At 35.6% G+C, this 25,088-nt stretch carries 21 protein-coding genes and 1 other RNA gene; 8 read left to right on the top strand and 14 right to left on the bottom strand.

Annotated features, from left to right (window positions below):
* Window positions 1–3: 3 nt before the first annotated feature.
* From AC5XHR_RS05430 to AC5XHR_RS05420, 3 genes are all read right to left on the bottom strand, one after another.
* On the bottom strand, window positions 4–612 hold the full coding sequence (locus AC5XHR_RS05430) for a hypothetical protein (RefSeq protein WP_495949771.1): 609 nt from the start codon (window positions 610–612) through the stop codon (window positions 4–6).
* 102 nt (window positions 613–714) lie between these two features.
* A complete protein-coding gene (locus AC5XHR_RS05425) occupies window positions 715–1,338 on the bottom strand; it encodes a response regulator (protein ID WP_495949770.1) in 624 nt (207 codons plus the stop codon).
* The gene (locus AC5XHR_RS05420) at window positions 1,331–3,274 is read right to left on the bottom strand and encodes an ATP-binding protein (RefSeq protein ID WP_495949769.1); all 1,944 of its coding nucleotides are present in this window, start codon (window positions 3,272–3,274) and stop codon (window positions 1,331–1,333) included. The genes AC5XHR_RS05425 and AC5XHR_RS05420 overlap by 8 nt, the downstream gene beginning before the upstream one ends.
* Before the next feature lie 140 nt (window positions 3,275–3,414).
* On the opposite strand from AC5XHR_RS05420, the gene AC5XHR_RS05415 reads away from it, so the two are divergent.
* Genes AC5XHR_RS05415 through AC5XHR_RS05405 form a run of 3 tightly spaced genes read left to right on the top strand, consistent with a single transcriptional unit; the run spans window position 3,415 to window position 5,313 of the window.
* Complete coding sequence (locus AC5XHR_RS05415; RefSeq protein ID WP_495949768.1) at window positions 3,415–4,638, top strand: S-adenosylmethionine:tRNA ribosyltransferase-isomerase; 1,224 nt, start codon at window positions 3,415–3,417, stop codon at window positions 4,636–4,638.
* Window positions 4,639–4,656: 18 nt separating this feature from the next.
* On the top strand, window positions 4,657–4,968 hold the full coding sequence (locus tag AC5XHR_RS05410; protein WP_495949767.1) for an MGMT family protein: 312 nt from the start codon (window positions 4,657–4,659) through the stop codon (window positions 4,966–4,968).
* 57 nt (window positions 4,969–5,025) lie between these two features.
* Window positions 5,026–5,313: a hypothetical protein gene (locus AC5XHR_RS05405; protein WP_495949766.1), complete on the top strand. Its 288-nt coding sequence runs from the start codon at window positions 5,026–5,028 to the stop codon at window positions 5,311–5,313.
* A 122-nt stretch (window positions 5,314–5,435) separates the two neighbouring features.
* On the opposite strand, the gene AC5XHR_RS05400 is transcribed toward AC5XHR_RS05405, so the two are convergent.
* The 9 genes from AC5XHR_RS05400 to lpxK all read right to left on the bottom strand — a co-directional run bounded on the left by AC5XHR_RS05400 (window position 5,436) and on the right by lpxK (window position 17,550).
* Window positions 5,436–6,656 carry a hypothetical protein gene (locus AC5XHR_RS05400; RefSeq protein WP_495949765.1) on the bottom strand — a complete coding sequence of 407 codons (1,221 nt, stop codon included), beginning with the start codon at window positions 6,654–6,656 and terminating at the stop codon, window positions 5,436–5,438.
* On the bottom strand, window positions 6,640–9,225 hold the full coding sequence (locus tag AC5XHR_RS05395) for a DUF2339 domain-containing protein (RefSeq protein ID WP_495949764.1): 2,586 nt from the start codon (window positions 9,223–9,225) through the stop codon (window positions 6,640–6,642). The genes AC5XHR_RS05400 and AC5XHR_RS05395 overlap by 17 nt, the downstream gene beginning before the upstream one ends.
* A gap of 164 nt (window positions 9,226–9,389) precedes the next feature.
* Window positions 9,390–11,279: a molecular chaperone HtpG gene (htpG, locus tag AC5XHR_RS05390; protein ID WP_495949763.1), complete on the bottom strand. Its 1,890-nt coding sequence runs from the start codon at window positions 11,277–11,279 to the stop codon at window positions 9,390–9,392.
* 15 nt (window positions 11,280–11,294) lie between these two features.
* Window positions 11,295–11,903 (bottom strand): class I SAM-dependent methyltransferase, encoded by a 609-nt coding sequence (locus tag AC5XHR_RS05385; protein ID WP_495949762.1) that lies wholly within the window; start codon window positions 11,901–11,903, stop codon window positions 11,295–11,297.
* Window positions 11,904–12,140: 237 nt separating this feature from the next.
* Window positions 12,141–13,145 (bottom strand): recombinase RecA, encoded by a 1,005-nt coding sequence (gene recA, locus AC5XHR_RS05380; protein WP_495949761.1) that lies wholly within the window; start codon window positions 13,143–13,145, stop codon window positions 12,141–12,143.
* 147 nt (window positions 13,146–13,292) lie between these two features.
* The gene (locus tag AC5XHR_RS05375) at window positions 13,293–14,492 is read right to left on the bottom strand and encodes an oxygenase MpaB family protein (protein WP_495949760.1); all 1,200 of its coding nucleotides are present in this window, start codon (window positions 14,490–14,492) and stop codon (window positions 13,293–13,295) included.
* 60 nt (window positions 14,493–14,552) lie between these two features.
* A complete protein-coding gene (gene dinB / locus AC5XHR_RS05370) occupies window positions 14,553–15,641 on the bottom strand; it encodes a DNA polymerase IV (RefSeq protein WP_495949759.1) in 1,089 nt (362 codons plus the stop codon).
* 84 nt (window positions 15,642–15,725) lie between these two features.
* The gene (locus AC5XHR_RS05365; protein ID WP_495949758.1) at window positions 15,726–16,541 is read right to left on the bottom strand and encodes a purine-nucleoside phosphorylase; all 816 of its coding nucleotides are present in this window, start codon (window positions 16,539–16,541) and stop codon (window positions 15,726–15,728) included.
* The gene (lpxK, locus tag AC5XHR_RS05360) at window positions 16,525–17,550 is read right to left on the bottom strand and encodes a tetraacyldisaccharide 4'-kinase (protein ID WP_495949757.1); all 1,026 of its coding nucleotides are present in this window, start codon (window positions 17,548–17,550) and stop codon (window positions 16,525–16,527) included. Before lpxK ends, AC5XHR_RS05365 begins: the two co-directional genes overlap by 17 nt.
* A gap of 242 nt (window positions 17,551–17,792) precedes the next feature.
* Between lpxK and galK the strand changes: the two genes are divergently transcribed.
* Together galK and AC5XHR_RS05350 are read left to right on the top strand one after the other, a co-directional pair.
* Entirely contained in the window at window positions 17,793–18,980 is a 1,188-nt protein-coding gene (galK, locus tag AC5XHR_RS05355) for a galactokinase (RefSeq protein ID WP_495949756.1), read from the top strand.
* Window positions 18,967–20,016, top strand: coding sequence for a UDP-glucose--hexose-1-phosphate uridylyltransferase (locus tag AC5XHR_RS05350; RefSeq protein ID WP_495949755.1), 1,050 nt, complete (start codon window positions 18,967–18,969; stop codon window positions 20,014–20,016). Before galK ends, AC5XHR_RS05350 begins: the two co-directional genes overlap by 14 nt.
* Window positions 20,017–20,058: 42 nt before the next feature.
* On the opposite strand, the gene ssrA is transcribed toward AC5XHR_RS05350, so the two are convergent.
* Window positions 20,059–20,457, bottom strand: a transfer-messenger RNA (tmRNA) gene (gene ssrA / locus AC5XHR_RS05345).
* Between the two features lie 246 nt (window positions 20,458–20,703).
* Here ssrA and AC5XHR_RS05340 point away from each other — a divergent pair.
* From AC5XHR_RS05340 to paaZ, 3 genes are read left to right on the top strand one after another with little or no spacing between them, the layout of a single operon-like run.
* Window positions 20,704–20,967, top strand: a complete 264-nt coding sequence (locus AC5XHR_RS05340; protein WP_495949754.1) for a hypothetical protein — start codon at window positions 20,704–20,706, stop codon at window positions 20,965–20,967.
* A gap of 10 nt (window positions 20,968–20,977) precedes the next feature.
* Window positions 20,978–21,745 (top strand): hypothetical protein, encoded by a 768-nt coding sequence (locus tag AC5XHR_RS05335; RefSeq protein ID WP_495949753.1) that lies wholly within the window; start codon window positions 20,978–20,980, stop codon window positions 21,743–21,745.
* Complete coding sequence (gene paaZ / locus AC5XHR_RS05330; RefSeq protein ID WP_495949752.1) at window positions 21,742–24,237, top strand: phenylacetic acid degradation bifunctional protein PaaZ; 2,496 nt, start codon at window positions 21,742–21,744, stop codon at window positions 24,235–24,237. The genes AC5XHR_RS05335 and paaZ overlap by 4 nt, the downstream gene beginning before the upstream one ends.
* 37 nt (window positions 24,238–24,274) lie before the next feature.
* Here paaZ and AC5XHR_RS05325 read toward each other — a convergent pair whose 3' ends face one another.
* Window positions 24,275–25,087, bottom strand: a complete 813-nt coding sequence (locus tag AC5XHR_RS05325) for a siderophore-interacting protein (RefSeq protein ID WP_495949751.1) — start codon at window positions 25,085–25,087, stop codon at window positions 24,275–24,277.
* Window position 25,088 lies beyond the last annotated feature (1 nt).

Here is a 25,088-nt window from a genome sequence, read left to right as displayed (position 1 = left end):
AATTTATCTTAAATGTTGCGTTACTTCGGATTTTCCTTCTTCAATTTCTATTATTCGCATGACTCTAGAATGTTGCTGTAAAGTGTAGTTTTCGTCGGTATAATAGTTGACCATTCGTCCCGAATTTCCATCAAATTGACTTCCGTTGTAATATCTTTTTGAAACGCCTTCTTTCCAGGGAATTATGGTAAATAAAATATATTTTCCTGGTTTCATGTTGGGGAATTCAAATACTCCTTTTTCGTTTGTTACTGCGGTTAATTTGTATTTGTACGCTTCGGTATCCATGTATACAATCTTATTTTTTCTTAGATTTTCTTTTTTCTTTTTCAGATTGTACCATTCGTCAAAATAAGGCGTGTAAGGAAATAGCTCCACCGTAACGTTGATGCCAATAAGAGAGGGAGCACCTATTACCCATTGCTTGCTTTTACCTGGTGTCGCTTTTGTTATTGCTTTTCCCTTTAATGTGGTCGTACCTTTTGCTAAACCGATTCTTGCTGCTTCGGCATCAAATTTCTGAGTTGGAAAAATCTTTTCTTCAACTCTGTTTTGTGCGTTGGTTATTAGAACTCCAAATAAAAACAGGAGAAGTGTCGATAGGTATTTCATATCATTGACCTTAAAATTAATACTACAAAGTTAGAGTCGATATATACCTTATACAATACCAATGATTAGGGTTTTTCACCCTCCTAATGTTAGGGTATTCTGCTAGATCATTTTATTCTGAACGAGAAGCATTAGTAATTCGGAGGTGTTTTTTACATCGAATTTTTGGAGAAGATTTTTTCTGTAGGTGTCCACAGTAAAGCGGCTAAGGAAAAGCTCATCGGCAATAATCGCCGTTGTTTTTCCTTGGGCTAGAAGTTCGATAAGTTGTTTTTCTCTCTTGGTGATTGATGGGAATTCACTTTTAGAAGTTTCGAACATCAATTTTCGGATTTCGTCATTCAAAATCATTTTTCCTTTAGCAGCTTCTTCGATTCCGTCTAAAATTTCTTCCGAGGGAGCACTTTTCAGAATAAAGCCAGAAGCGCCGTTTTGTAACATCGTATTAATCGTACTTTGTTCTGCCTGATTGCTAAAACCAATGATGATTGTATCTGGACTTAACGTTTTTATTTCTTTGCAAAAATCAACTCCATTTCCATCTGGCAAAACGATATCAAGAAGAATAATGTCTATTTTTTGATTTTGAAAGGCTTCAATCACCGATTTTCCATTGAAGAAACTGATTACTTCATACTTGTTTACCGACTGCAAAAGAGATTTCAAACCATCAACAACAATAGGATGATCATCTACAATCGCAATGATTTTCTGGTTTTCAGACATACACTTCTATATTTATTGTGGTTCCTTGATTGATTGCGCTATCAATGTCAATTTTTCCGTTGAGGTAGGTAACGCGATTTTTTACATTTTCTAAACCAATTCCTTTGGAAATAGTTTTTTTAGAAGGATCAAATCCTTTACCATTATCTTCAATCGTGATGAAAAAAGTTTTTTCGTTTTGGATGCATTGGATCAACACGTGTTTGGCTTCACCGTGTTTAATCGCGTTTATCAAAAGCTCTTGAACAATACGATAAATGTTAACTTGTGAATTGAGTTCCATATTCGCATCAAAATCGTTCGTTTGCAACTCAACTTTTGTGTCTTGAGTCGTTAAAGAATGTTGAAGATCGACCAACGCAATCTTCAAACCGGAACGAACAAGGGTTTCGGGCATCATGTTTCTAGAAATTCGTCTCAATTCATCGATCGATTTTTCGAGTTGATGAATGGTTTCATCCAAAACAGGGTTTGTTTTTGGATTTTGTTGCCCCGATAATTTTATTTTGATTCCAGATAAAGTTCCGCCCAAACCATCATGAAGGTCTCTCGCAATACGTTGTCTTTCGGTTTCTTCGCCTTCCATCATTGCTTTTACAAGTTGTAATTTTTTCTCTTGTTGTATTTCCTTGAGTTCGAATTTTGAGTTTCGCTTATGATTTCGATACAATAGGCCAACAAAAATTAGAGCTAAACAGAAAACGCAAATTCCAATTCCGAGTAACCAATTAAGTAGATTTTGATTTTTTTGTTTTAGAAGAGCTTCTTTTTTTTCGGATTCTAATTGAAGTATTTTTTTCTCTTTTACCGTATTATTAAATTTTAATTCCGTTTTTGCGATTTCCTCTTTCAGGTTTTTAGCGTACATGGTATCGCGAATGGTACTGTATTTTTTTTGCCATAAATAAGCATTTTTGTAATCATTCAACTTTTCATACGTATTCGAAAATTCATAGCTGAACATCGCTTGTTCTTCGGTGAAATCATATACCTTATTGTTATACGTTTTTTTTAACGCATCTAAAGCATTGTTGTATTGGTTGAGTTCTGTATAGACTTTGTATAATTGATATTGCAAACTGTTTTTCTGGATTGTATTTCCTAGATTTTCCGCGATTTGTATTCCTTCTTTTAAAATTTCTGCCGCTTTTTCGTTTTGATTAGTCGTTCGATAATACAAACTTTTATTAAGTAAATTATCCAAATGAATATCAGAAAGTGGGCGTTTTTGCAATAGTTGGTCCGTCTGGTCAATAATTACTTTTGCTTGTTTCGACTGTTTTAAAAAGCAAAGGGTTCGGGCTCGATAAATTTTTGCAACAAGAAGTCGATCCAAATCAACCTTAGTATTTTCAAGAATTTCTTCGGCTTTTTGCAGCTTTTCTTCAGCTTGTTTGTACAGTAATTGATTCATCAGTACCATACCGATATCGGTGTAATAAATTCCTACTAAATCATGAGCATTCGCTTTTTCCGCAAGTGGAATCGCTTTGTTCTGTATAGTCTCCATCATTCCTTTTTCATTGTTTTTCAATTGCAAAAGAATCCCGTAACTTCTCCAAGCTCTAGCTCGAAATTTATATGACTCCGTCGTATTGAACTTTGAAAACATTTTTTCGCTTTCAAGAAACTTCTTACTTGCTTTTTCTGGATTAACATCAAACAAATAATTGGCTTCGTAGAATGCAGAAACTGCCTTTAAATAGGAATTTGTCCCAACGGTTTTGTCGCCTTGAAGTAGATATTGTTTTGATTTTATACTGTCGGAATAGCTCCAATGATCAGATAGTAAAAAAGCAATGCGCGTTTTTACACTATCGGATTTTGAGGTTTTAAGCAGCGTTGTAAGGCTGTCAACTTGTTTTTTATTTGGTATATGTTGTGCGTTGGATAGGGTTGATAACAACAAAAAGAAATACAGTAAAAACAACTTCATCTTTTGGCTAAATATATAATTTTCAAATATCATCATTTTATTAGATATGAAAAATACCTAAAAATAGGAGGTTCTATTGAATATGTTAATCTCATGGCGAAAAATTATTGAAAAAGAAAAGTTTTTCAGAAATTTGCAAGATGCATCCACGAGAACTGAAAATCGAAGATTTTACTTACGATTTGCCCAACGAAAAAATAGCGTACAATCCTGCCAATCCTAGAGATTCTTCCAAATTATTGGTGTATAAAAACGGTGAAGTTTCACAGGATATTTACCAACATATTTCGTCGTACTTACCGAAAGATTCTGTTTTGGTTTTCAATGATACGAAAGTGATTAAGTCACGCATCTTTTTTCAGAACGAAACGGGCGCTACTATTGAAGTTTTCTGTTTGGAACCTTACGGCGAAAATGTGAACTATGAAGCGTGTTTTCAGAAGCAAGGTTCTGTTTTGTGGACATGTCTTATTGGAAAAGTAGCGAAATGGCGAGCGCCACATCTTACAAAAAAACTTCAAGTCAATGGAGTAGAAGTAGAACTTTCAGCAGAAATTGTTGAAAAGCTACCCGATTCCTATGTGGTGAAATTAGCATGGACGCCCGAGGAATTACCTTTTGCAGACGTTGTCGATGCCGCTGGAGTAACACCACTTCCACCATACATCAAACGAATTGCCGATAAAACCGATGAAGAAACCTATCAGACGGTTTATTCCGAACATGATGGTTCTGTAGCCGCTCCAACCGCTGGTTTACATTTCACAAAACGTATTTTAGATGATCTTTCTGAAAATGGAATTTCAACTTTGTTTACAACGCTACACGTTGGTGCAGGAACGTTCAAACCGGTGAAAACAGAGACGATGGAAGATCATATTATGCATTCGGAATGTATGAATATTACATTGGAGTTTCTAGAAAATTTACTTTCTAAAGTTATTCAACCCATTATTCCTGTTGGAACAACATCCATGAGAACGGTGGAAAGTATCTATTGGATGGGAAATAAAATTGCTCACGATCCTACTATTTCCGTTGAAAAATTAAAAGTTACGCAATGGGAACCGTATGAAACTAAAGATTTAGTTTCTGCAGAAAATGCTCTTAAAGCCTTTATTAATTGGCTAAAAATGAATAACCAAACCCATGTTTCTGTGGAAACGGAAATTATTATAGCGCCTTCTTATCAGTTTAAAATAGCGAAAGGGTTGGTGACTAATTTCCATCAGCCACAATCGACTTTATTGTTGTTGGTTTCGGCTTTGATAGGCGATAAGTGGAAAGAAATTTACGAATATGCTTTTCAAAATGATTTCCGATTTTTAAGTTACGGCGACGGAAGTTTGTTGTTGCCAAGTTAAATTGCGTATTTTTAAAAGATGAATCAGCAATTTAAAGATCAAGTTTTCGAAATTATCCAAATGATTCCGGAAGGTCGCGTGACTACGTATGGCGCGATTGCAAAAGCCGTTGGTTTCCCAAATCATTCTCGACATGTGGGAAATGCGCTTCGAAACTATGCTGTTGATTTTCCTGCACATCGTGTTTGTGGTGCTTGTGGCTATATTACGGCTTCTTGTCTAGATAAATTTATTGTGAAACTCAACCAAGAAGGTGTTGAAGTGAAAGGCAATAAGATTCAGAATTTCAAAACCATTTTCTGGGATCCGACTGAAGAGATTGAACTTTAATTCGTCATTTTTACCATTCAGGTTTTAAAATTTACCATTCAGAATTATTTTTTAGCATTGGCTTCGTTCACAGATATTGCAATGGCTTACGCTCCCGATTACAAAGATATGATTCAGCAAATGTTAGTTTCGCCGTATTCTGCAAAAACAGATTTGAAAGATTTGAATACACTTCCAAAGTTAATTATCAGAAGTAATAAAGACGAAAGCTTCTTTTTCGAGCAAGGGAAAGTTGTTTTTGATAACGCTAGCGAACCGAAGAAAATGCTTGAAGTAAGCGGAGGTCACATCGGTGGAATGAAAAGTAATACACAAGAAATTTTGAAAGCAATTGATATGATGTAAGAGAAGTTCCAGCGGCGGCTTCGCCGCCGCTGGAACTTATTCAAACCACATTATATATGATTTTCGCGGAGCCGAAGGCTCCGCGCAATTTCTTTTAAAACAATTTTATTGAAACTAAGTAGTTATTCATTTTTATTCATTTCTTTAATCATGCCTAACGAGAAATAACCAATAATCACAATGGCAATGACAATGCAAATCCACATGAACAAAGGTGTTTGCCAGAATTCCTTTTCGGAAGCTGGTTTAGCCGTTTTTTGAACTTCTTCTACATTAGAAACGGTCAAACTAGGATAGTTCTGATTAAAATTAATTCCTGATTGCGCCAAATCATAACTAGGAACCGAAAATTGAGGATTAATTTGTAACGTATAAGTTTCATTGGCTTTTACATCAGCTAAAATACTTATCGGATTTTGTAGAATTGTAATCTTCTTAATGTCAAGCTCTGGATTATCTTGATTATCAATTTCGATTACAAAGGAATCTGCGAATAAATCGGACAAATCAAATTGGTTTTTCAATTTAGAGTTAAGTTCAAAATGACTAAGAACTTCCTCGTAAGATTCGATACTTTTTTTGAGGTTTCTCGTTTTGTTTACCAAGATTTTAGCATCTCGAAGATAAAAATTGGGCGACGCGATTTCGAAACCAATTCCGTCTATTGCTTGCGGTTTTTTGAAGGAAATTTCAATTCTTGTTTGCTTGTTTTTAGTGTCGTGGACGATTTTCTGTTCAAAATTATCTAAAGAAATTTTTGCATTCGAAACAGAATGGTTTCTTTCTAAACTCGCATTTAAAACATTTATCGGAAGTGAATTTTTATCTATAAAATCGAATTTTAGAAATCGGTAATTGTTTAATGGAAAGCTAAAACTTCGATCGACTGACGTTTTCCCAGATTCATTTAATTGAGAAACCGTTTGGTTATTGACCAATCCAAACCATTCTTTTCCATCATTACTCCCGCTGATATTGTATTTTTTATCAACTTCTGTATTGGCTATTTTTAAAGTAAGTTCGTTCAGTTGAAGTCCATTTTCATTCGAAATAACAACGGACGTCATTACATTAGGAATGGCAGTTTTCGACTGTATTGTTAAGTTTTCTGTTGTCGAATTTGATGATTTTCCATCAAACAAAACATAGGGAACTTCTTTATTTTTTGCATCAAAAATTCTAACATGGTTGACGTTGTTTTCCATTGCAGAAACAACATCAGGCGAGAACTCTATTTTATGCAATCCGTTTTGGGAAGCACTGCTAATTTTGCCTTGAAAGTTTTGAGCAAATGAAATTTGGAGCGCAAAAAATATGAGTATAAGACTAACTAATTTCTTCATCAGTATTGTTTTTTGGTTCATCAACAACCAGTTTTTTTATCTTCTGATACACAAAAGAAATGATTAATATTAAAACACCAAGCAGAATAAATGCTATAATTTTCCCTGTTTCTGAAACGTTTTTGATGTCGTAAACAAACAGTTTCACAATGGTAAGTCCGAGCAAGGATAATGCAATAATTCGAAGTGTTTTGTTCTGTTTTTTTATTCCTAAAATCAGAAAAACGAAAGATAAAAGTCCCCACAGAATTGGATAACCTATCTTGATAATTTGTTCTTTTGCAACATTATAGTGATCTCTAAGATACAAGTCTTTATCATAGTCAAAACGATGTTCGTTTCCTTTCAAAATTGGGAATCTCTTTGCCAATTCTGCTTTGTTTATAATATCGTTGTTTAGTAATAAACCGTGGATCATTACTTCATTACTCAAAATGTAAACAACACAAAACGCAAATATCCAAGGCGTAATTTTATTTTCTAAAACGAAGAAAAGGTGCTCATTGGTTCTGTTTTTCACAAGAACGTAAAGGAAATAGCCCACGCATAACAAAAGCAAATAATGAATGTAATACGCTGACTTTCCGCTAAAGTTAAGATTTTGATTTTCTAAAATCTCGTTGTAAGGTAATTGGTAAACAAATACAATGTACAAGGCGATGTTAATCGTCGCTAATGCAATAGCAATAACAACTCCTGCCGCTTTTTTGTTTTTTAACAAGAAAAAGATGAGGATTGCACTAAAAACGGAATGATACAATATTGGGTACGCTAACGCCGAGTAATAGTTGGGAATATATTCCATTGACTGATACGAAACTTCAAAAATGCCCACGAAATAAGCAACAATAACGGAAGCTACTAAAGCAATGTTTCCATATATTTTTGGATCTATTGTTAAGAAATAGAATTTGGTTGATGTTTTTTCTTTTTTCAACAAATAATAGGTCGCGACCAAAGAGGCTACTGCAACCAATCCGGTGATGAAAATTTTGTTCAATAAAGGTTTTAAATCTTTCACTTCGTAAAGCGAGTAAGCTTGTCCCCAATCGATTAACAAACTGGATATCATTAATATTTGAACGATAATTCCGCCAACTTTGAATGTTGGAATTTTTGATTTTTGAGATAACCAAAGCAATAAAACGGCTTCGGTAGCCCAGAAAAGAGTAATATAGTTTCCGTTGAATTGGAATGGTATTGTGAGTGTGATGAACGTAAGCGCTAAGCCCAAAAGGAAATAGATTGCATTCTTATTAATTCCGAATTTTCTGTAGAGAACAATCGCAAAAACTAAGTTGTACAAGGCTAATGCAATCGTGAAAACACCTTTTAGTTCTGGTTTCCAATTTTCAATAATCGTTGCTCCCATCCCAAAATAAAAGAAGGTATTGGTAAGCATAATGAAATATTCCAACTTGGTGAAACTTCCTTTGTTTCGGATGTTGTTAATCACCGTTGCAATGCTAAATATCAAATAGAATAGGGTTGCAAAGAAAAAAGCGCCTTTATATGGCAATCGATCGCTTGAAAATTCATATCCAAACCATGATGAATAAAGAATGCATGTGAAAATAAATGCGAGAAGCGTGACAATACTCCATTTTTTGAAATACGCAATAATGAGCATTCCAATATTTAAAATCGCAATGTATGTCATGAGAACTTTGTAGTTACCTTCTCCTGAACTTACCATAAATGGAACCGCAAATCCGCCAATTAATGAAAGTATGGCAAGTTCTTTTCGGTTATACGATATGGAAACAAATGCACCAAAAATGGTGATGACAACCATGATAATAAACGCAACGGTTTGGTTAAAAAGTTTGTAATCGTGGTACGCAATCCCAATGGTGAGATAAAAAATACTGATGGCTCCGGCGACAAAAACAGAACTAAATGCAGCGTAGTTTTTTCGTAATCGATGGGCTATTCCCATAACGATGGATCCCGCTAAAATTCCGATTCCAACTCGAGCCGGTTCGTTTATCCAATCTTTGTCAATCGCGTATTTTACAAAGAAACTGATACCCAAAACCAATATTAAAATACCAATTTTATTGATAAGGTTTTCTCCAATGAATTTCTCGATATCTGGATTTTTCTCGCGGAAGTTTTCCATCCACGATTTCTTAGGGATTTTTGGAATAAGAGGTTCGTAAGGTTTTGTTGTTTCGAAAACAATTTCTTTTTTCGCCTTTATAGGACTGTAATTTGAAGAAAATGCCGCTGTAGTAACTGGTTTTTCCACTTCAACGGTTTCTACTTTTTTGATCTCTTCTATATGAGTTTCAGTAGGGACGATAACTTCTTTTTCAATCGGAATTTCTTCTTTCTCTACTATTGGAACTTCGGCTGTTACAGGTTTTTCTATTGGTGCTTCTTGGCTTAACTCCGAAGGTTGATTTTTTTCAATCGTGATCGGTTTAGATGCTAATTGCTTTTTTAAATCGTCAATTTTACTTTCAAGATTTTTAAATTGGTCTTGATTTTCGGCGCTTAATTTTTTTTGTTTTTTAAAAATTAGAAAGGCAAATAATAGTATTGCCAGAAGTAGTGTGATCTCCATTCTTTGCGTTTATGCAAAACAAATATAGAGAAAAAAAACTCGAAGCAACCTTGAATTTAAGTTGTAGAAATAGCGAAAAGCTTGATGTAAAAAACAAAATCGTTTTCAAAGCCTTGGCTCTGAAAACGATTTTTAAATTTTGAAAAACCTTTAGGTTTCGCTATTTATTTCTTCAACTGCTCGTAACTTCTCGCGATAAACTCGTTCAAATCTTTTCCTTTCAACAAGTTTTGAGATAGTTTTGCTAAATCCAAAGCATATTTAATTTTAGCATTTTTAGATTCAGAATCCTCCGATTTCAACAATTCCGAAGCAAAATCTGAGTTGGAATTCACCACCAAATTATACATCTCTGGGAAGTTCCCCATTCCGAACATTCCACCGCCGCCCGTCGCTTGCATGTCTTTCATACGACGCATAAATTCGGGTTGTGTAATTACGAAAGGCGCATCATCACTTGCTAAATCTTCTAACTGAACTGTGAATTTTTGATCATTAACCGCCGCTTCGATATCTTTTTTCAACGATTCTTTTTCGGTTTCGTTCAATTTAGAGATGATTGGTTCATCTTTTTTAATCAAATTATTCAAATGATCGGCATCAACGCGAGCAAAAGTAATGTTGTCTTTCGAAGATTCTAATTTCTGAATAACGTGCGGAACTATTGGCGAATCCAATAACAGAACTTCATAACCTTTGTCTTTCGCCGCTTGAATATAGCTGTATTGCTCATCAATATTGGTTGCGTAAAGAATCACCAACTTTCCATCTTTGTCCGTTTGATTTGGTTTGATTTTTTCTTCCAATTCATTCCATAAAAAGAATTTATTGTCGGTTGTTGGGTACATCGCAAATTTGTCCGATTTCTCGTAGAATTTGTCTTCCGTAATCATTCCGTATTCGATAACGACTTTAATATCATTCCATTTTTGTTCGTAATCTTCACGGTTTTCATTGATTAACGAAACCATTTTATCCGCTACTTTTTTCGTGATATACGACGAAATTTTCTTCACCGCTCCATCCGCTTGTAAATACGAACGAGAAACGTTCAACGGGATATCTGGAGAATCAATCACACCACGAAGAAGCATCAAGAAATCTGGAACAATTCCTTTCACTTCATCGGTCACGAAAACTTGATTTTGGTATAATTGAATTTTATCTTTTTCGATATTTAGATTGTTACCCAATTTTGGAAAGAACAAAATCCCTGTTAAGTTAAACGGATAATCCACATTCAAATGAATATTGAAAAGTGGCTCTTCAAACTGCATTGGATACAATTCGTGGTAGAATTTCACATAATCTTCCTTCGATAAATCACTTGGTGCAATCGTCCAAGCTGGATGCGGATTGTTGATGATATTATCGATTTCCACTTTCTCTAGTTCTGTTCCTTCGGGAGCATCTGCTGGCAAAGGAAGCGTTTCCGTTTTTGTTCCGAATTTAATAGGAACAGGCATGAATTTATTGTATTTTTCCAATAATTCACGGATTTTTCCTTCTTCTAAAAACTCAGTTGAATCTTCTGCGATATGCAAAATAATATCCGTTCCTCTTTCTGTTTTTGAACTTTCTTCTAAAGTAAATTCTGGACTTCCATCACAAATCCAATGAACCGCTGGTGCGTCTTTGTACGATTTTGTAATGATTTCTACTTGGTCTGCCACCATAAAAGCAGAGTAGAATCCAAGTCCGAAATGTCCTATAATTCCTGAATCCTTAGCTGAATCTTTATATTTTTCTAAAAACTCTTCCGCACCCGAAAATGCTACTTGGTTGATGTATTTTTCAACTTCTTCAGCGGTCATCCCCAAACCTTGGTCAGAAATGGTTAGCGTTTTCTTTTCTTTATCGATTTTAACTTCAATTTTTGGAGTCCCATATTCAACTTTGGCTTCTCCGATTGAGGTTAGATGTTTTAATTTTAAAGTAGCGTCCGTTGCATTCGAAATTAATTCTCTCAAGAAAATTTCGTGGTCGCTGTACAAGAATTTTTTAATTAGTGGAAAAATATTCTCCACACTTACATTAATATTTCCTTTAGTCATAGTATTTTGTATTGTTTATTTTATTTTTTTGAAGTTGCAATAAATGAAGTTTTGTTCTGTATCAAAAGGAGTTTTATGATTTTCAGTAAAACATTCTATTTTTTCAAATTGATCTTTCAAAAGATTCTCTAAACCTTCTTCGTTGTATTGAGTGATTTCCAATCCGCTACATTTTAAAGGTCCGTCTTTTGAAAATGTACTGATTATCAAGTTTCCATCAAGATTTGAATTTAATAAGTCCACATATTTTTGAATATCATTTTTATCAGTCAAGAAGTGGAAAGTAGCTCTATCATGCCAAATGTCGTAGTTTTCAACGGGTTGAAACTCGGTGATATCCGAAACAATCCAACTAATTTTTTCTGCAGATTTTCCTAATCTTTCTTTCGCATTTTCTAAAACTTTTTTAGAAATATTCAGAACACTAATGTTTTCAAACCCTTCATCCAAAAGTGCTTGAACAAAGCTTCCATCGCCACCGCCAACATCTAGTATTTTAGCTGATTTATCTGCATTTAAAGATTTTATCAAACGAAGAGAAGTTGCATATTCGTCCTGAGTCCAGCTCATTTGATCTGGCGTTTTTGTTTCGTACACATTTTCCCAATGTTCCTTTGTATTCATAAAACTTCTTTCCTTCTATTGCTCAAAAAAAATACCACTCAGCCGAAAGTGACAGAATGGCATTTTTGTTCGTTTTTTAGTGAAGTTTTTAGTTCCAGCGGCGGCTTCGCCGCCGCTGGAACTCTTTTTTAAGATAGAATAATTTCCTTTTGCGCAGCCGAACGCTGCGCAAAAGGAAATTCAAAAAAATCGGCGGAGCCTTTGGCTCCGCCGATTCAATATTTCAAAAGAAAAAGCTTATTTCTTGTTCGCAATTTCCTCTTTAATTTTATTTTCAAGCTCTTCCGCTAACTCAGGGTTGTCTTTCAAAACTTCCTTCACAGCATCACGACCCTGACCTAATTTAGTCTCCTCATAGCTAAACCAAGAACCACTTTTCTTCACGATTCCCATTTCAACAGCTTGATCTAGGATTTCTCCTGTTTTTGAAACACCTTCACCATACATAATGTCAAATTCCGCCATTTTGAAAGGAGGAGCAACTTTGTTCTTCACGATTTTTACTTTCACACGAGAACCAACCGCTTCGTCACCATTTTTAATTGGTGCAGAAGCTTTTCTGATGTCAATTCTTACAGAAGCGTAGAATTTAAGGGCGTTACCACCTGTTGTTGTTTCAGGATTTCCGAACATCACACCGATTTTTTCTCTCAACTGGTTGATGAAAATTACGGTACATTTCGTTCTTGAAATGGTCGCTGTCAATTTTCTCAAAGCTTGAGACATCAATCTTGCGTGCAATCCCATTTTAGAATCACCCATTTCACCTTCGATTTCCGCTTTTGGAGTTAAAGCTGCAACCGAGTCAATTACAACGATGTCAATTGCTCCAGAACGGATCAAATTATCTGCAATTTCTAAAGCTTGCTCACCGTTATCAGGCTGAGAAATAATTAAATTTTCTAAATCAATTCCTAATTTAGCGGCATAAGTTCTATCAAAAGCGTGCTCCGCATCGATGAAAGCTGCGATACCGCCTTGTTTTTGAGCTTCTGCAATCGCATGAAGCGTTAAAGTTGTTTTACCAGAAGATTCAGGTCCGTAGATTTCAATCACTCTTCCTTTCGGGTAACCGCCTACACCTAAAGCCAAATCCAATCCCAAAGATCCCGAAGGAATAACTTCGATGGTATGGTCAATAGAATCTTCTCCTAACGTCATCACGGTTCCTTTTCCGTAGGTTTTATCTAGTTTTTCTAGTACTAAGGCTAGTGCTTTTTTCTTATCGTCTGCGTTGCTCATTCTAAAATTTATTTTGTCAAAAATACGGAAATAATTTCTGAAAAGTTGCTACGTTTTGTAGCAATTATTGCTAATGATTTCATTTTCACTTCGCTGCCAAAATTGGACTTTTTTAAAGAAGTCTTGCTGCATTTTTATGAATATTAATCATCCATGCACATTTCTTGGAGCAATTTTCAAGTAGTCGTCCAAAACTTTTTCTTGGGCATCGCCACCAATTTTTATCTGTTTTTCGAGTGAATTAAACTTTTGAAACCATCGATTTCTAAAACGAATCATGTTTGCAAATGCATTGGGAAATTTCACTTTTGTAATTTTCAAACGTTCATTCACTTCTTTATCCAACAAAAACCAATTCATGGAAGCATGAAGATTCCTCAATGTTTTACGTTGGAAATGATATTTTAAAAAAGTGGCTTCAAGATTTTCATCTAAAAGTGATTGCGCTAACAAAACCGAATCTTCATCTGATGACGGTTGTATGGAAGTCCATAAATAAAAGGATTCTGTAGCTTCTTTTTTTGTGTTGGGTAAAAGGTTTTCTGGAATTCCGATGAGGTAACCAATGTATTTCCAAAGCATAAAATGTCCTTTTTCTTCCTCTTCGGAAATATGCATTTCCATTTTTTTAAGTCCATGTAAAAACACGAGTGAAAATCCAATATACGTGGCAACCATATCCCAAGTGTTGATAGGAAGCCCGTATTTTTCAGTGTCCCAATTTTTTGATTTTTCTAAAATCATCAAACGAGAATAGGAATGAATTAATCGGGTTTTTATCGCCATTTCATACCCTTTTTGATGAGGTTGAAGTGCATTTGCTCTTGTAACATTCACCCAAAAATTCAACGTATCCGCTAAACGTTTTACTGCGCCTTTTTTCAGCGCACCTGTATGAATTAATGGTTTGGTAAGATATGCATTATCGTAACCGCCCATCAACGTATAATCTCGAAGGACAATCAATGAATTTAATCCTGATCTTCGGCATAATCCGGCTCCGCTTTCAATTAAATTCCAATCGACCCAAGTTGGAACTTCCTGCGTTTGCTGGAAAAGTTTTTTGACGCTTTCTGGAATGTTTGAATCCGTAAAATCAACACCGTTTTTGATGTAGTTTTCTATTTCAGAAGTTGCTTCTTTAAAGGATTTTTTGAAATAAACGTCTTTCACAACTTCATCACCCAAGTCGTCGCAACGATGATAATTTGGAGCAAATTCTTCAAAATTATTGAAGTTTAAATCTGCACCGCTCCATTGCTGTAATTGTTTACCATTTCCTTTCGTCCAAAAGTCTAGAAAATGCTGTGCGTCTTGATATGTTGGTTTCAATTGAGAAAATTCCATAGTTTAAAGGTACTCAATTTACTCATTGAGAGTTTAAACGTGGTGAAAAATCATCGTTTTTTAGTCTTCAAATTCTTCAAAAGGAATCTTTAACTGAACTGAAATTTGCTTTTGTTCGGATGTATTTAAATTTGACACAGAAAGCCCTAAAAGCCGAATCGGTTTATCAAAAGGGCGATCTTCCCAAAGCTTTAGAGCGGTTTTAAAATATTTTTCAAATCCAAAAAAGAAAATTTCTTGTGTGAAACTTCGGGTGTAAAGACTAAAGTCGTTGTATTTTATTTTTAAGGTAAGCGTTTTTCCCTGAACATCGTTTTTAGAAAGGCGTTCATGGAGTTCCGAACTTAAAGATTTAAGTTTTTCGTTAATTCCATCTTGATCAAAAATATCGTCCCAAAATGTACGTTCTACACCGACACTTTTTCGTGTACGATCGGGTTTTACTTCACTGTTATGAATTCCACGAACGGCGTAATAATAGTACTTTCCAGATTTTCCGAACCAATATTCCAATTGCTCAAGGCTTTTCGATTTTAAATCGGCTCCATTGAAAATTTGAAGGTTATGCATTTTGGTTGCCGTAACTTTTCCGATTCCGAAAAACCGTTCAATAGGAAGTTTTTCAAGAAAATCATGCATTTTGTCGGGGTGAATGGTTTTCTGTCCATTTGGCTTGTTGACATCGGATGCAATTTTCGCTAAAAATTTATTGATCGAAATTCCTGCGGAAGCCGTTAAACCGGTTCTGTCAAAGATTTTTTTCCGAATTTCTTTCGCAATTTGATTCGCCGACGAAATATCCATTTTATTTTCTGTGACATCCAAATAGGCTTCATCTAAAGATAAAGGTTCCACTAAATCAGTGTACTCGTGAAAAATTTCATGAATCTGTTTGGAAACCTCTTTGTATCGACCAAATCTTGGTTTTACAAAAATCAATTGCGGACATTTTTCTTTTGCAATTTTACTAGACATTGCGGATCGAACTCCGTATTTTCGAGCTTCGTAACTCGCAGCTGCAACCACGCCACGATGCCCACCACCAACGGCAATAGGAAGACCTTTTAGTTCTGGATGATCGTGCTGTTCTACCGAAGCGTAGAACGCGTCCATATCCACGTGGATTATTTTTCTTTGGGAAGGTTGCATTAGAAAAGTAAAATTAGCAGTTTCCTTGAAATCAACAAAAAAAGCGCATCAATTTGACACGCTTTCTATTTTAATTCTATCGTTTTACGAATAGTTTTTAACCAAACCTTTTACAAGTCCAATAACGTTCGGCATGGCTTTTTTAGCGGCATTCAGAACTTCTTCATGGGAAACAGCGAATGAAATTTCTGGTCCACCCAAATCTGTAATCACCGAAACTCCAAAACAATCCATGCCTTGATGTTTTGCAACAATCACTTCGGGAACGGTGCTCATGCCAACGGCGTCTCCGCCAATTGCACGAATCATCCCGTACTCCGCAGGTGTTTCGAAAGTTGGACCTTGAAGCGCAACATAAACACCTTTATGAACCGATAGATTTTGTTCTTTAGCAACTTCTTCAGCAATAGAAATCATTTTTTGGCTGTACGGCTCGCTCATATCGACAAAACGTGGACCCAATTCGTCGATATTTTTGCCTCTCAATGGGTGTTCTGGCATCATGTTGATATGATCTGAAATAATCATCACATCACCAACATTAAAGTTTTTATTGACGCCACCAGAAGCGTTGGAAACAATCAGATTTTTAATTCCAAGCAAATGGAAAACACGGAACGGAAAAACTACGGTTTGAATGTCGTGTCCTTCATAATAATGGAACCGGCCGCTCATCATCAATACTTTTTTTCCTTCAAGAATTCCGTAAATCAAACTTCCACCATGTCCAACAACCGTTGTTTGAGGGAAATTCGGAATTTCATGATATTCTAAAGTGTGAATTGCTTCTACTTCATCTTTCAAAGCGCCCAAACCAGATCCTAAAACAATAGCAAAATCAGGCGTGTCCTGAATGATATTTTGGATGAATTCGGCGGTTTCTTTAATTCTTTCTAACATAATCCAATACAATTTGGTTAAACTCTTGTTGCTTATCGATACTCACGTTAATTGGCCAATAATACACCAACTCTCTAAGATAATCAAACGTTTTCAGGCGTACATAATCTTTCTCCGTCGTAAGAATCAGTTTGTATTCACCTAATTTTTTGTACTCAGCAAGGATGTTTTTGATATCTGCATCACTGAAATTATGATGATCTTTAAATTTTAAATGTTTTACTTTCTGAGAGAATTTAGCTAAATGCTGAACTAACGGTTTTGGATTTGCAATTCCTGTAATAAGTAGAATATCGTAATAGGCAAGGTTGTTATCGGGTAATTTTTTATTGACAGAAAAAATGTTTTCGTCATATCGAATCGACGAAAAAAAGACTTTTTGATTGTAAGCCGGCTTAATTCTAGAGACAAAATATTGTTTTTTCTCTTCGGTAAGATCACTCGGGCATTTAGAAACCATAATGATTTGGGCTCTACCAGCGCCACTACGACTTTCACGCAAATCTCCAGCTGGCAAGACGAAATCTTTAAAATAAGGATCGTTGTAATCCGTCATCAAAATATTGAATCCAGGTCTGATTGCTCTGTGCTGATAGGCATCATCCAAAACCAACACATCCAAATCCATATCCGAAATCACTTTTTCGGCTCCTGGAACTCGCTGTTCGGAAACGGCGATTACAAAACGATTTTTGAAACGTTCAAAAAGCTGCATCGCTTCATCACCAACAATTTTATAATTGCTTTCATAATTGGTGATTCCGTAACCTTTGGTCACTCTTCCGTAACCGCGAGACAAAACTCCAGTACGATAATGTTTGGACAAAAGATCCGCCAAATACATTACCATAGGCGATTTTCCCGATCCACCAACGGAAAGATTCCCAACGTTGATGATCGGTGTTTTAAATTTTTTCGACTTAAAGATCCCTAGATTATAAAAGACATTCCGTATGGATGTTGCCAAATGATAACCTAAGGAAAAGGGGTAGAGATACCATCTTTTCATAGACTGCAAAAATACTTTATTTTAGTTATTAAAAAAATCTCAAAAAGAAGAAGTTCGTCAGTTTTTTAGGATCATTTATTTATCTTTTACTGAGTGTTTTTAGATTTTAAAATATTTCTTGGAAAAATTCTTGGTTTCGTTGATGAAATTGCGAAATTTGAATAAACCTTTCTATTGATGGATAAAATTTCTATATTTTATTCTGAAAGTGCAAATAAAATCTAATAAATGAAAATGTACTTATGTTAAATACGGAAGAACTGATCCGAGAAACGCAGCGAATATTTCAAGAAAAGTTTCATCAAAACGCCGATAAAATTGTTTTGTCACCGGGCAGAATTAATCTAATCGGTGAACATATTGATTATAATGATGGTTATGTTTTACCTGCTGCGATTGATAAATATATTTGTTTTGCCGCTTGCTCAAATGATTTGAATTCGATTCGGGTTTTTGCTGCTGATATTGATGAATTTCGAGAATTTGATGTGAATGCTCCAATTCAGAAAAGTGAAAATTTATGGGAAAATTATTTTCTTGGTGTTATTGATCAAGCACTACAAACCAAAGACGAATTGGTCGGACTGGATATTGTCTTTTCAAGTAATCTACCGATTGGAGCTGGACTTTCATCTTCTGCGGCATTAAGTTGCGGTTTTGCAGCTTTGATGAACGATTATTCCCAATTACATTGGTCCAAAAAGGAAATCGCCTTAAAATGTCAATGGACAGAACACGAGTATGTAGGGGTAAAATGTGGAATTATGGATCAATTTGCGTCTGTTTTTGGGAAAGAAAATTCAGCGTTGCTACTTGATTGTCTAACGACGGAGATTCAATATTATCCAACAAATTTCGGGGATTATAGTTTGGTTTTGTTTGATTCGTGTGTGAAACATTCGCTCGTTGCTTCAGAATATAATCAAAGAAGAAATGAAGTGAAAGAAGGTTTTGATTTACTTAAAAAGCTTTATCCCAATTTGCAAACTTTTCGAGATTTGGATTTGGAAATGATTCAGAATAATGAAATTGATTTATCTGAGATTCAGAAAAAGCGATTGCAGTTTATTGTTAAAGAAATAGAGCGGACTTTAAAAGCCGTTCAATTTTTAGAAAACGAAAAGTTTAAAGAGTTTGGCGAGTTGCTTTCTCAAACCCATGAAGGCTTATCCAAAGAATATGAAGTAAGTTGCAAAGAGTTGGATTTTCTTGTGGGCGAAGCTTTGAAAAGCGAAAATGTTTTGGGAAGTCGAATGATGGGCGGAGGCTTTGGTGGGTGTTCCATCAACCTAATTAAATCAAATAAAATTGAGGAAATAAGCTCTGTCTTGAAAGAGCGCTATCTTCAAAAATTCGGAATTGAATTGAAAATTCATCCCATTCAGATTTTCAATGGAACTCAAATTTTAGAAAATCATGACAGAATTTAATATCAATAAACATCCACATAGACGCTACAATCCCTTGTTAGACGAGTGGGTTTTGGTTTCGCCACAACGTACTCAAAGGCCATGGCAAGGGCAACAGGAAAAAACGGAGCAAACCTCATTACCCGAATACGATCCGTCGTGTTATTTGTGTCCTGGAAATAAGCGTTCTAATGGAGAGATTAATGAAAACTACAGTCAAACCTATGTTTTTGATAATGATTTTCCAGCTTTAGGTCGAGAAGAAGTTTTATTTGAAAATTCTAAAAATCAACTTTTTCAAACCGCACCGGAACAAGGTGTAAATCGTGTCATTTGTTTTTCACCAAAACATAATTTAACCTTACCAGAATTAGAGGTTTCAGAAATTACGGGAGTTATTCACTTGTGGAAAAGTCAATATGAAGAATTGGGTGCAAAACCAAATATCAACCACGTACAAATTTTCGAAAACAAAGGAGCAGTGATGGGTTGCAGTAATCCGCATCCGCATTGTCAAATTTGGGCGCAATCGAGTATTCCGACTTTAGTTTCTAAAACTCAAGAGCAGTTAGAAAATTATTTTCAAAAGCATCAAAAGTCTCTACTTGAAGAGTATGTAGCGCAAGAATTGGAAAAAAAAGAGCGAGTGGTTTTGGAAAATCTAGATTTTGTTGCTTTAGTTCCGTTTTGGGCGACTTGGCCTTATGAAACGATGATCTTACCCCAAAAGAAAAAGATAAATTTATCGGAACTTTCCGATTCTGAAATCCTTTCCTATGCCGAAATTTTAAAGAAACTAACAATCAAATATGATAATTTGTTTGAAATTTCATTTCCGTATTCTGCTGGTATTCATCAAGCGCCTACTGATGGATTGGCGCATCCAGAATGGCATTTTCAGCATCACTTTTATCCTCCCTTACTACGTTCTGCCGAAGTTAAAAAATTTATGGTTGGTTATGAGATGCTGGCTGAGCCGCAACGAGATATTACTCCCGAACAGAGTGCAGAAATTTTACGAAATCTTTCGGATGTTCACTATAAATCCGTTAACTAAAATAAAAATAACCACCTGGACTTCAAGTGGTTATTTTGTTTTCTGTGGAGTTGGAGGGATTCGAACCCTCGTCCAAACAGGCAATACATAAGACTTCTACATGCTTATTCTACTATTGGTTTTCGACGTAAGGCAGAGAGTAGACACCCAACATTACGCTTAACTTCTAAAATTTTCGTCTTTTGGTCGAAGTTCCCAAAAGCTTATTTCCGCATTTCCATGCCCCGAACTCGGACGTCGCAGAACCGAACTTCCGCGGGACATCTTGTTTCCCTACTATACTTCAGGAAAAATGTTAATCCTACTAAACTTCAGATTAAGCAGCAAGAGCATACTCTTCGTTGCCAGTTAAAATTTGCAGCAAGGGATTAAAGAGATCGCGCTACGGTTCTCTGCATGCTTACTTACCCATTGTTCCTGCTGTCGAAACCAGTCAACCCCAGTTATAGATAAGCCCGCAAAGGTATGAAAATTCCGTTCCAAAAGTCAAATTCTCATTGGTTTTTTTGTTTTTGGGCAGCATTTCCGGCTTTCACTACTCGCTTTTTTCAATAATTAGGATTTGCGGCGGCAGAGCCGAAGCAACTCCGAATTCCCGAAAAAGAGCTCGATCAAACCGTTCAATCCGGGCTGCGTAAAATTCTCCGAAAATAAAGTATCTTTCATTAAATAATATAGAAATAAACAATGAAGCATCGTAATAAAGTCATTATTATATTGCTTTTCTTAGTCATTAGTAATGCAGTCGGATTTTGGGCGTATTACCAACAAATGTGGATTTCCGACATTTTAAAACGTGTAGAAACTGTAGAGTTTAGTGAAACAATGAAAAGGAAATCGACTTTGATGGAATGGATTATTAATGGTGTTGTAGTTCTAGATTTGGCTTGTATAGGGATTTTGATTTATCTTTTCATGCGTTACTTAATCAGAAAAAATAATAATAATTAAAAGTTAGAGTATGGCAACCTTGACATTGAGGGTTTTAAGTAAATCACATACTGATTTACTTAAAAGTGTTAAAGCATACGAAGATAAATCTGAATGGCAAATTACTCAAAACCGATTTGTCGCGTTTTTTGATATTTTAGGGTTTAAAGATTTGGTTTTAAGAAGTACCCATGAAGAAATATTCAATCGTTTGTCTAGTATTTCGGATTTAAGAAAAGAAATCAATCCTAAAGTTACTGATAAAGATTTTTCTATTGAAAGTAAACCAATTGAGATAGTTACTTTTTCCGATTCTATAATTGTTTTTTCAAAAAATGATTCCTTAGATACATTTAAGGTCTTTCTTGAGTCAGTAAATTGGGTTTTTGCAAGAATAATTGAAAGCGAGCAACCTTTGAAGGGAGCTTTTGCTCATGGAAAAGTGAGTGTTGATATTGGCAAACAAATATATTTTGGACAGGCATTAATTGATTCTTTTCAACTACAAGAAGACGTTGATTACTTTGGAGCAATTGCACATAATTCAATTGATAAGTATATTGTCGATAATGGAGTCGAATTTCATAAAAATCTATTGTTTGAATTTGCAACGCCTCTTAAATCTGGAAAAATTAGACACCTTAATCTTAATTATTTTCAATTTATAGTGTATGAAAGTCATAATCTGATGTATCAGTACTTTGAAAAATTTAAGCTTTCTTCTTCTGGGAAACCAAGGAAGTATCTAGAAAACACATTAAATTTTTACAATGAATATTTAAAGACTATTGAAAAATGAATAAACTAAAAAACTATATCGCAGGACAGTGGGTGGAAGGTAACGGAGCAGGAATTCCGTTGTATAACGCTGTTAATGGCGAAGTGGTCGCAATTTCAGATACCGAAGGATTGAACTTCGAACAAGCTTTAGAATATGGTAGAACTTTAGGCTACAAAAACCTTTCATCAATGACGTTTTATGACAGAGGTCAGATGTTGAAGAAAGTGGCGCTTTACCTTTTAGAAAGAAAGAAAAAATACTACGAACTTTCCTACAAAACGGGAGCTACTCATGTAGATTCTTGGGTAGATATCGAAGGCGGTTTCGGAACGTTTTTTACCTATTCAGGTTTAGCAAAAAGAATGTTGCCGAATACCACATTTTGGGTTGATGGCGATGTACAAAAGATTTCCGCAAACGGGACGCATTTAGGAGCACATATTTTAACACCGTCAGAAGGGGTTTCAGTTCAAATTAACGCTTATAATTTTCCAGTTTGGGGAATGTTGGAAAAACTGTCAACTTCATTATTGGCGGGAGTTCCGAGTGTAGTAAAACCTTCACCTTTTGGTTCGTATTTAACGTACGAGGTTTTCAAAGATATGATTGAAAGTGGTTTTCTTCCCGAAGGAGCCATTCAGTTAGTTTGCGGTGAGCCAGGAAATATTTTAGACTACATTCAAGATGGCGATTCTGTTTTATTTACAGGTTCTGCAGGAACAGGTAGAAAACTAAAATCACTTCCAAATATTGCTGGTGGAGCCGTTCGTTTTAATATGGAAGCCGATTCTCTGAATGCGTCAATTTTAGGATTAGAAGCAAAACCAGGAACTCCAGAATTCGATTTATTCATTAAGGAAGTTCGCAACGAAATGACGACAAAAGCGGGACAAAAATGTACTGCAATTCGTAGAATTATCGTTCCTGAACATTTGGTAGGTGATGTACAAAATGCTTTGTCAAAAGCTTTAGACCAAGTAAAAATTGGAAATCCACTTTCTCGTGAAACTCGCATGGGTTCTTTGGTTGGAAAGCAACAGTATGATGAGGTTCAAAGAAAAATAGATATTTTAAAATCAGAAACGGAACTTATTTATGACGGAAAACAAGAATTAATAGATGCTTCGTTTGATTCGGGAGCGTTTATGACACCGAAATTATTCTTAAATGATTCTCCGTTTACCAAAAATATTTCTCACGATGTTGAAGCTTTCGGTCCAGTTTCTACGATTATGCCGTATAAAGATGCGGAGGAAGCTGCTGCATTGGCAAAACGCGGAAAAGGAAGTTTGGTTTCATCCATCATTTCTCACGACGAAAAATTCATTGCCGAAACGGCTTGGAAAATCGCTTCTCAACATGGTAGAATTTTCGTTCTGAACAGAGATAATGCTAAAGAAAGCACAGGTCACGGTTCGCCGCTACCAACCTTGATGCACGGCGGTCCTGGTAGAGCGGGAGGAGGCGAAGAAATGGGCGGCTTGAATGGTCTTCATTTCTTTCTTCAAAAAACGGCAATTCAAGGTTCACCAGATGTTTTAACGGCGATAACAAAAGTGTATACACAAGGTGCAGAGAAAAAATATTCCGACAAACATCCTTTCCAAAAATTCTTTGAAGAAGTTGAAGTTGGTGATTCTTTGGAAACTGCAGGAAGAACGGTTACTGAAACGGATATCGTTAATTTCTCTAATGTTTCTTGGGACCATTTTTATGCACATACCGATGCAACTTCGCTTTCGGGAACTATTTTCGATGAGAAAGTGGCGCATGGCTATTTCATTCTTTCGGCGGCGGCCGGATTGTTCGTTTCAGGCAAAAAAGGTCCTGTTATCGCCAATTACGGCTTAGAGGAATGTTCGTTCTTTAAGCCAGTTTATGCGGGAGACACGATTACCGTTTATTTAACCGCGAAAGAGAAAATCAATAGAGGTGTTAAAGGTAGAAATATTCCATCTGGTGTTGTAAAATGGTTGGTGGAAGTGGTTAATCAGCGTGATGAGGTGGTTTGTGTAGCTACAATTTTAACTTTAGTTGCAAAAAAATCTCCATTTATGGATTTAAATGTAAAAGCAATTGAGAAAAAATTGAATGCTTTAACGGAAAATTCTGACAAAAATTTCGGAAATATGTCTCCACAATTAATGGTGGAGCATTTGGAAGAAGTAGTTAGAAATGGTTTTGGTGATTTGAAAGCTGAGGATTTCCCAGAAATTCCTATAGAACATTTAGAAAAATTGCAAGATTGGTTGTACACAACCAAAGAAATTCAGCTAGGTGCAAAATATCCTTTGCTGAAAGAAGGGGAAGAACTTCAACCGAAATATAAGAGTCTGGATGAAGCTAAAACAAAATTACTCGAAGGCTTGAAAGAATTTTTAGTTTATTACCGAGAAAATCCAAGAGCAGAACATTTTCATCCACGTTTTGGAATGTTAAATAAAGAAATGATGGAATTGTTCAACAGAAAACACTTTACACACCATTTTTCACAATTTGGTTTGATATAAAAATAAAAAAGCTGCAAAAATTTTGCAGCTTTTTTAATTAGTTTTCGGCTTTTTCCTTTTGTCTGTCGGATGCCGATTGATCTTCCGCAACCCCGGCTTTCCAATAGGAATAGGCATATAGTTCATCTTTCGTCCAAGCCAATTCCTTTCGGAAATAGTTTCGCAATTCTTTTACTGTTGAAAATTCTGCAGCAACATAAGCGAATTTTTCACCTTCAGGAATTTCAAATTCCTTAGCTTTTTCAGCCAATTCACTTCCATTTTCAGGATGCGAATTATGAATCCAAATAACTTCGAAATTTTCTGGCTTTGTAAGGCTTTGTTCATCTTCTTTAGTGGGAACTTCAATTAGGGCAACTCCTTTTTTATCGTTGGGTAAGCTTTCCATGATGGCGCTTAAAACGGGAATCGCCGTAGCATCACCAATTAAAAAATACCAATCCGATTCGGGATACAATTCTGATTTGTACATTTTCATGGCAACTCCAATTTCCTCGCCTAATTTTGCATTAATTGCCCAAGCAGAAGCCGGTCCGTTATCGCCGTGATGTACAAAATCAACAATCATTTGATTTTTTTCGAAATCAGCACCGCGATACGTATAGGTTCGGATAATAGGTTTTAGATGATCTTCTGGGAAAATCCAATCGTGGGTTTCATCATCAAATTTCGGAAGATTCACTTCCTTGCTTCCAGGTCTAGGAAGTAGTATTTTATTGTTCACGCCAATCGTGCAAACTTCATAAGGTTTCATATCGTCTCCTTGCAGAGTCAAACGGATGAAATTCGGCGTAATAAACTCGCGTTTGGCTAAGCGAAAGAGATTTCTTAAAATTTTAACGTCGCTCATT

The sequence above is a fragment of the Kaistella sp. CFF1-2 genome (assembly GCF_059509915.1).
The sequence above is the reverse complement of the archived record's forward strand: the minus strand, read 5'-3'. Positions and strand labels throughout refer to the sequence as shown.

Bases quoted from the DNA above. Each gene is read 5' to 3' on its own strand.
- recA (WP_495949761.1), bottom strand. From the start codon at position 13,145: ATGAGCAACGCAGACGATAAGAAAAAAGCACTAGCCTTAGTACTAGAA.
- AC5XHR_RS05420 (WP_495949769.1), bottom strand. From the start codon at position 3,274: ATGAAGTTGTTTTTACTGTATTTCTTTTTGTTGTTATCAACCCTATCC.
- AC5XHR_RS05415 (WP_495949768.1), top strand. From the start codon at position 3,415: ATGCATCCACGAGAACTGAAAATCGAAGATTTTACTTACGATTTGCCC.
- AC5XHR_RS05395 (WP_495949764.1), bottom strand. From the start codon at position 9,225: ATGGAGATCACACTACTTCTGGCAATACTATTATTTGCCTTTCTAATT.
- dinB (WP_495949759.1), bottom strand. From the start codon at position 15,641: ATGCAACCTTCCCAAAGAAAAATAATCCACGTGGATATGGACGCGTTC.
- paaZ (WP_495949752.1), top strand. From the start codon at position 21,742: ATGAATAAACTAAAAAACTATATCGCAGGACAGTGGGTGGAAGGTAAC.
- htpG (WP_495949763.1), bottom strand. From the start codon at position 11,279: ATGACTAAAGGAAATATTAATGTAAGTGTGGAGAATATTTTTCCACTA.
- AC5XHR_RS05430 (WP_495949771.1), bottom strand. From the start codon at position 612: ATGAAATACCTATCGACACTTCTCCTGTTTTTATTTGGAGTTCTAATA.
- AC5XHR_RS05340 (WP_495949754.1), top strand. From the start codon at position 20,704: ATGAAGCATCGTAATAAAGTCATTATTATATTGCTTTTCTTAGTCATT.
- AC5XHR_RS05350 (WP_495949755.1), top strand. From the start codon at position 18,967: ATGACAGAATTTAATATCAATAAACATCCACATAGACGCTACAATCCC.
- AC5XHR_RS05410 (WP_495949767.1), top strand. From the start codon at position 4,657: ATGAATCAGCAATTTAAAGATCAAGTTTTCGAAATTATCCAAATGATT.
- lpxK (WP_495949757.1), bottom strand. From the start codon at position 17,550: ATGAAAAGATGGTATCTCTACCCCTTTTCCTTAGGTTATCATTTGGCA.
- AC5XHR_RS05400 (WP_495949765.1), bottom strand. From the start codon at position 6,656: ATGAAGAAATTAGTTAGTCTTATACTCATATTTTTTGCGCTCCAAATT.
- AC5XHR_RS05335 (WP_495949753.1), top strand. From the start codon at position 20,978: ATGGCAACCTTGACATTGAGGGTTTTAAGTAAATCACATACTGATTTA.
- AC5XHR_RS05325 (WP_495949751.1), bottom strand. From the start codon at position 25,087: ATGAGCGACGTTAAAATTTTAAGAAATCTCTTTCGCTTAGCCAAACGC.
- AC5XHR_RS05425 (WP_495949770.1), bottom strand. From the start codon at position 1,338: ATGTCTGAAAACCAGAAAATCATTGCGATTGTAGATGATCATCCTATT.
- AC5XHR_RS05365 (WP_495949758.1), bottom strand. From the start codon at position 16,541: ATGTTAGAAAGAATTAAAGAAACCGCCGAATTCATCCAAAATATCATT.
- AC5XHR_RS05385 (WP_495949762.1), bottom strand. From the start codon at position 11,903: ATGAATACAAAGGAACATTGGGAAAATGTGTACGAAACAAAAACGCCA.
- AC5XHR_RS05375 (WP_495949760.1), bottom strand. From the start codon at position 14,492: ATGGAATTTTCTCAATTGAAACCAACATATCAAGACGCACAGCATTTT.
- galK (WP_495949756.1), top strand. From the start codon at position 17,793: ATGTTAAATACGGAAGAACTGATCCGAGAAACGCAGCGAATATTTCAA.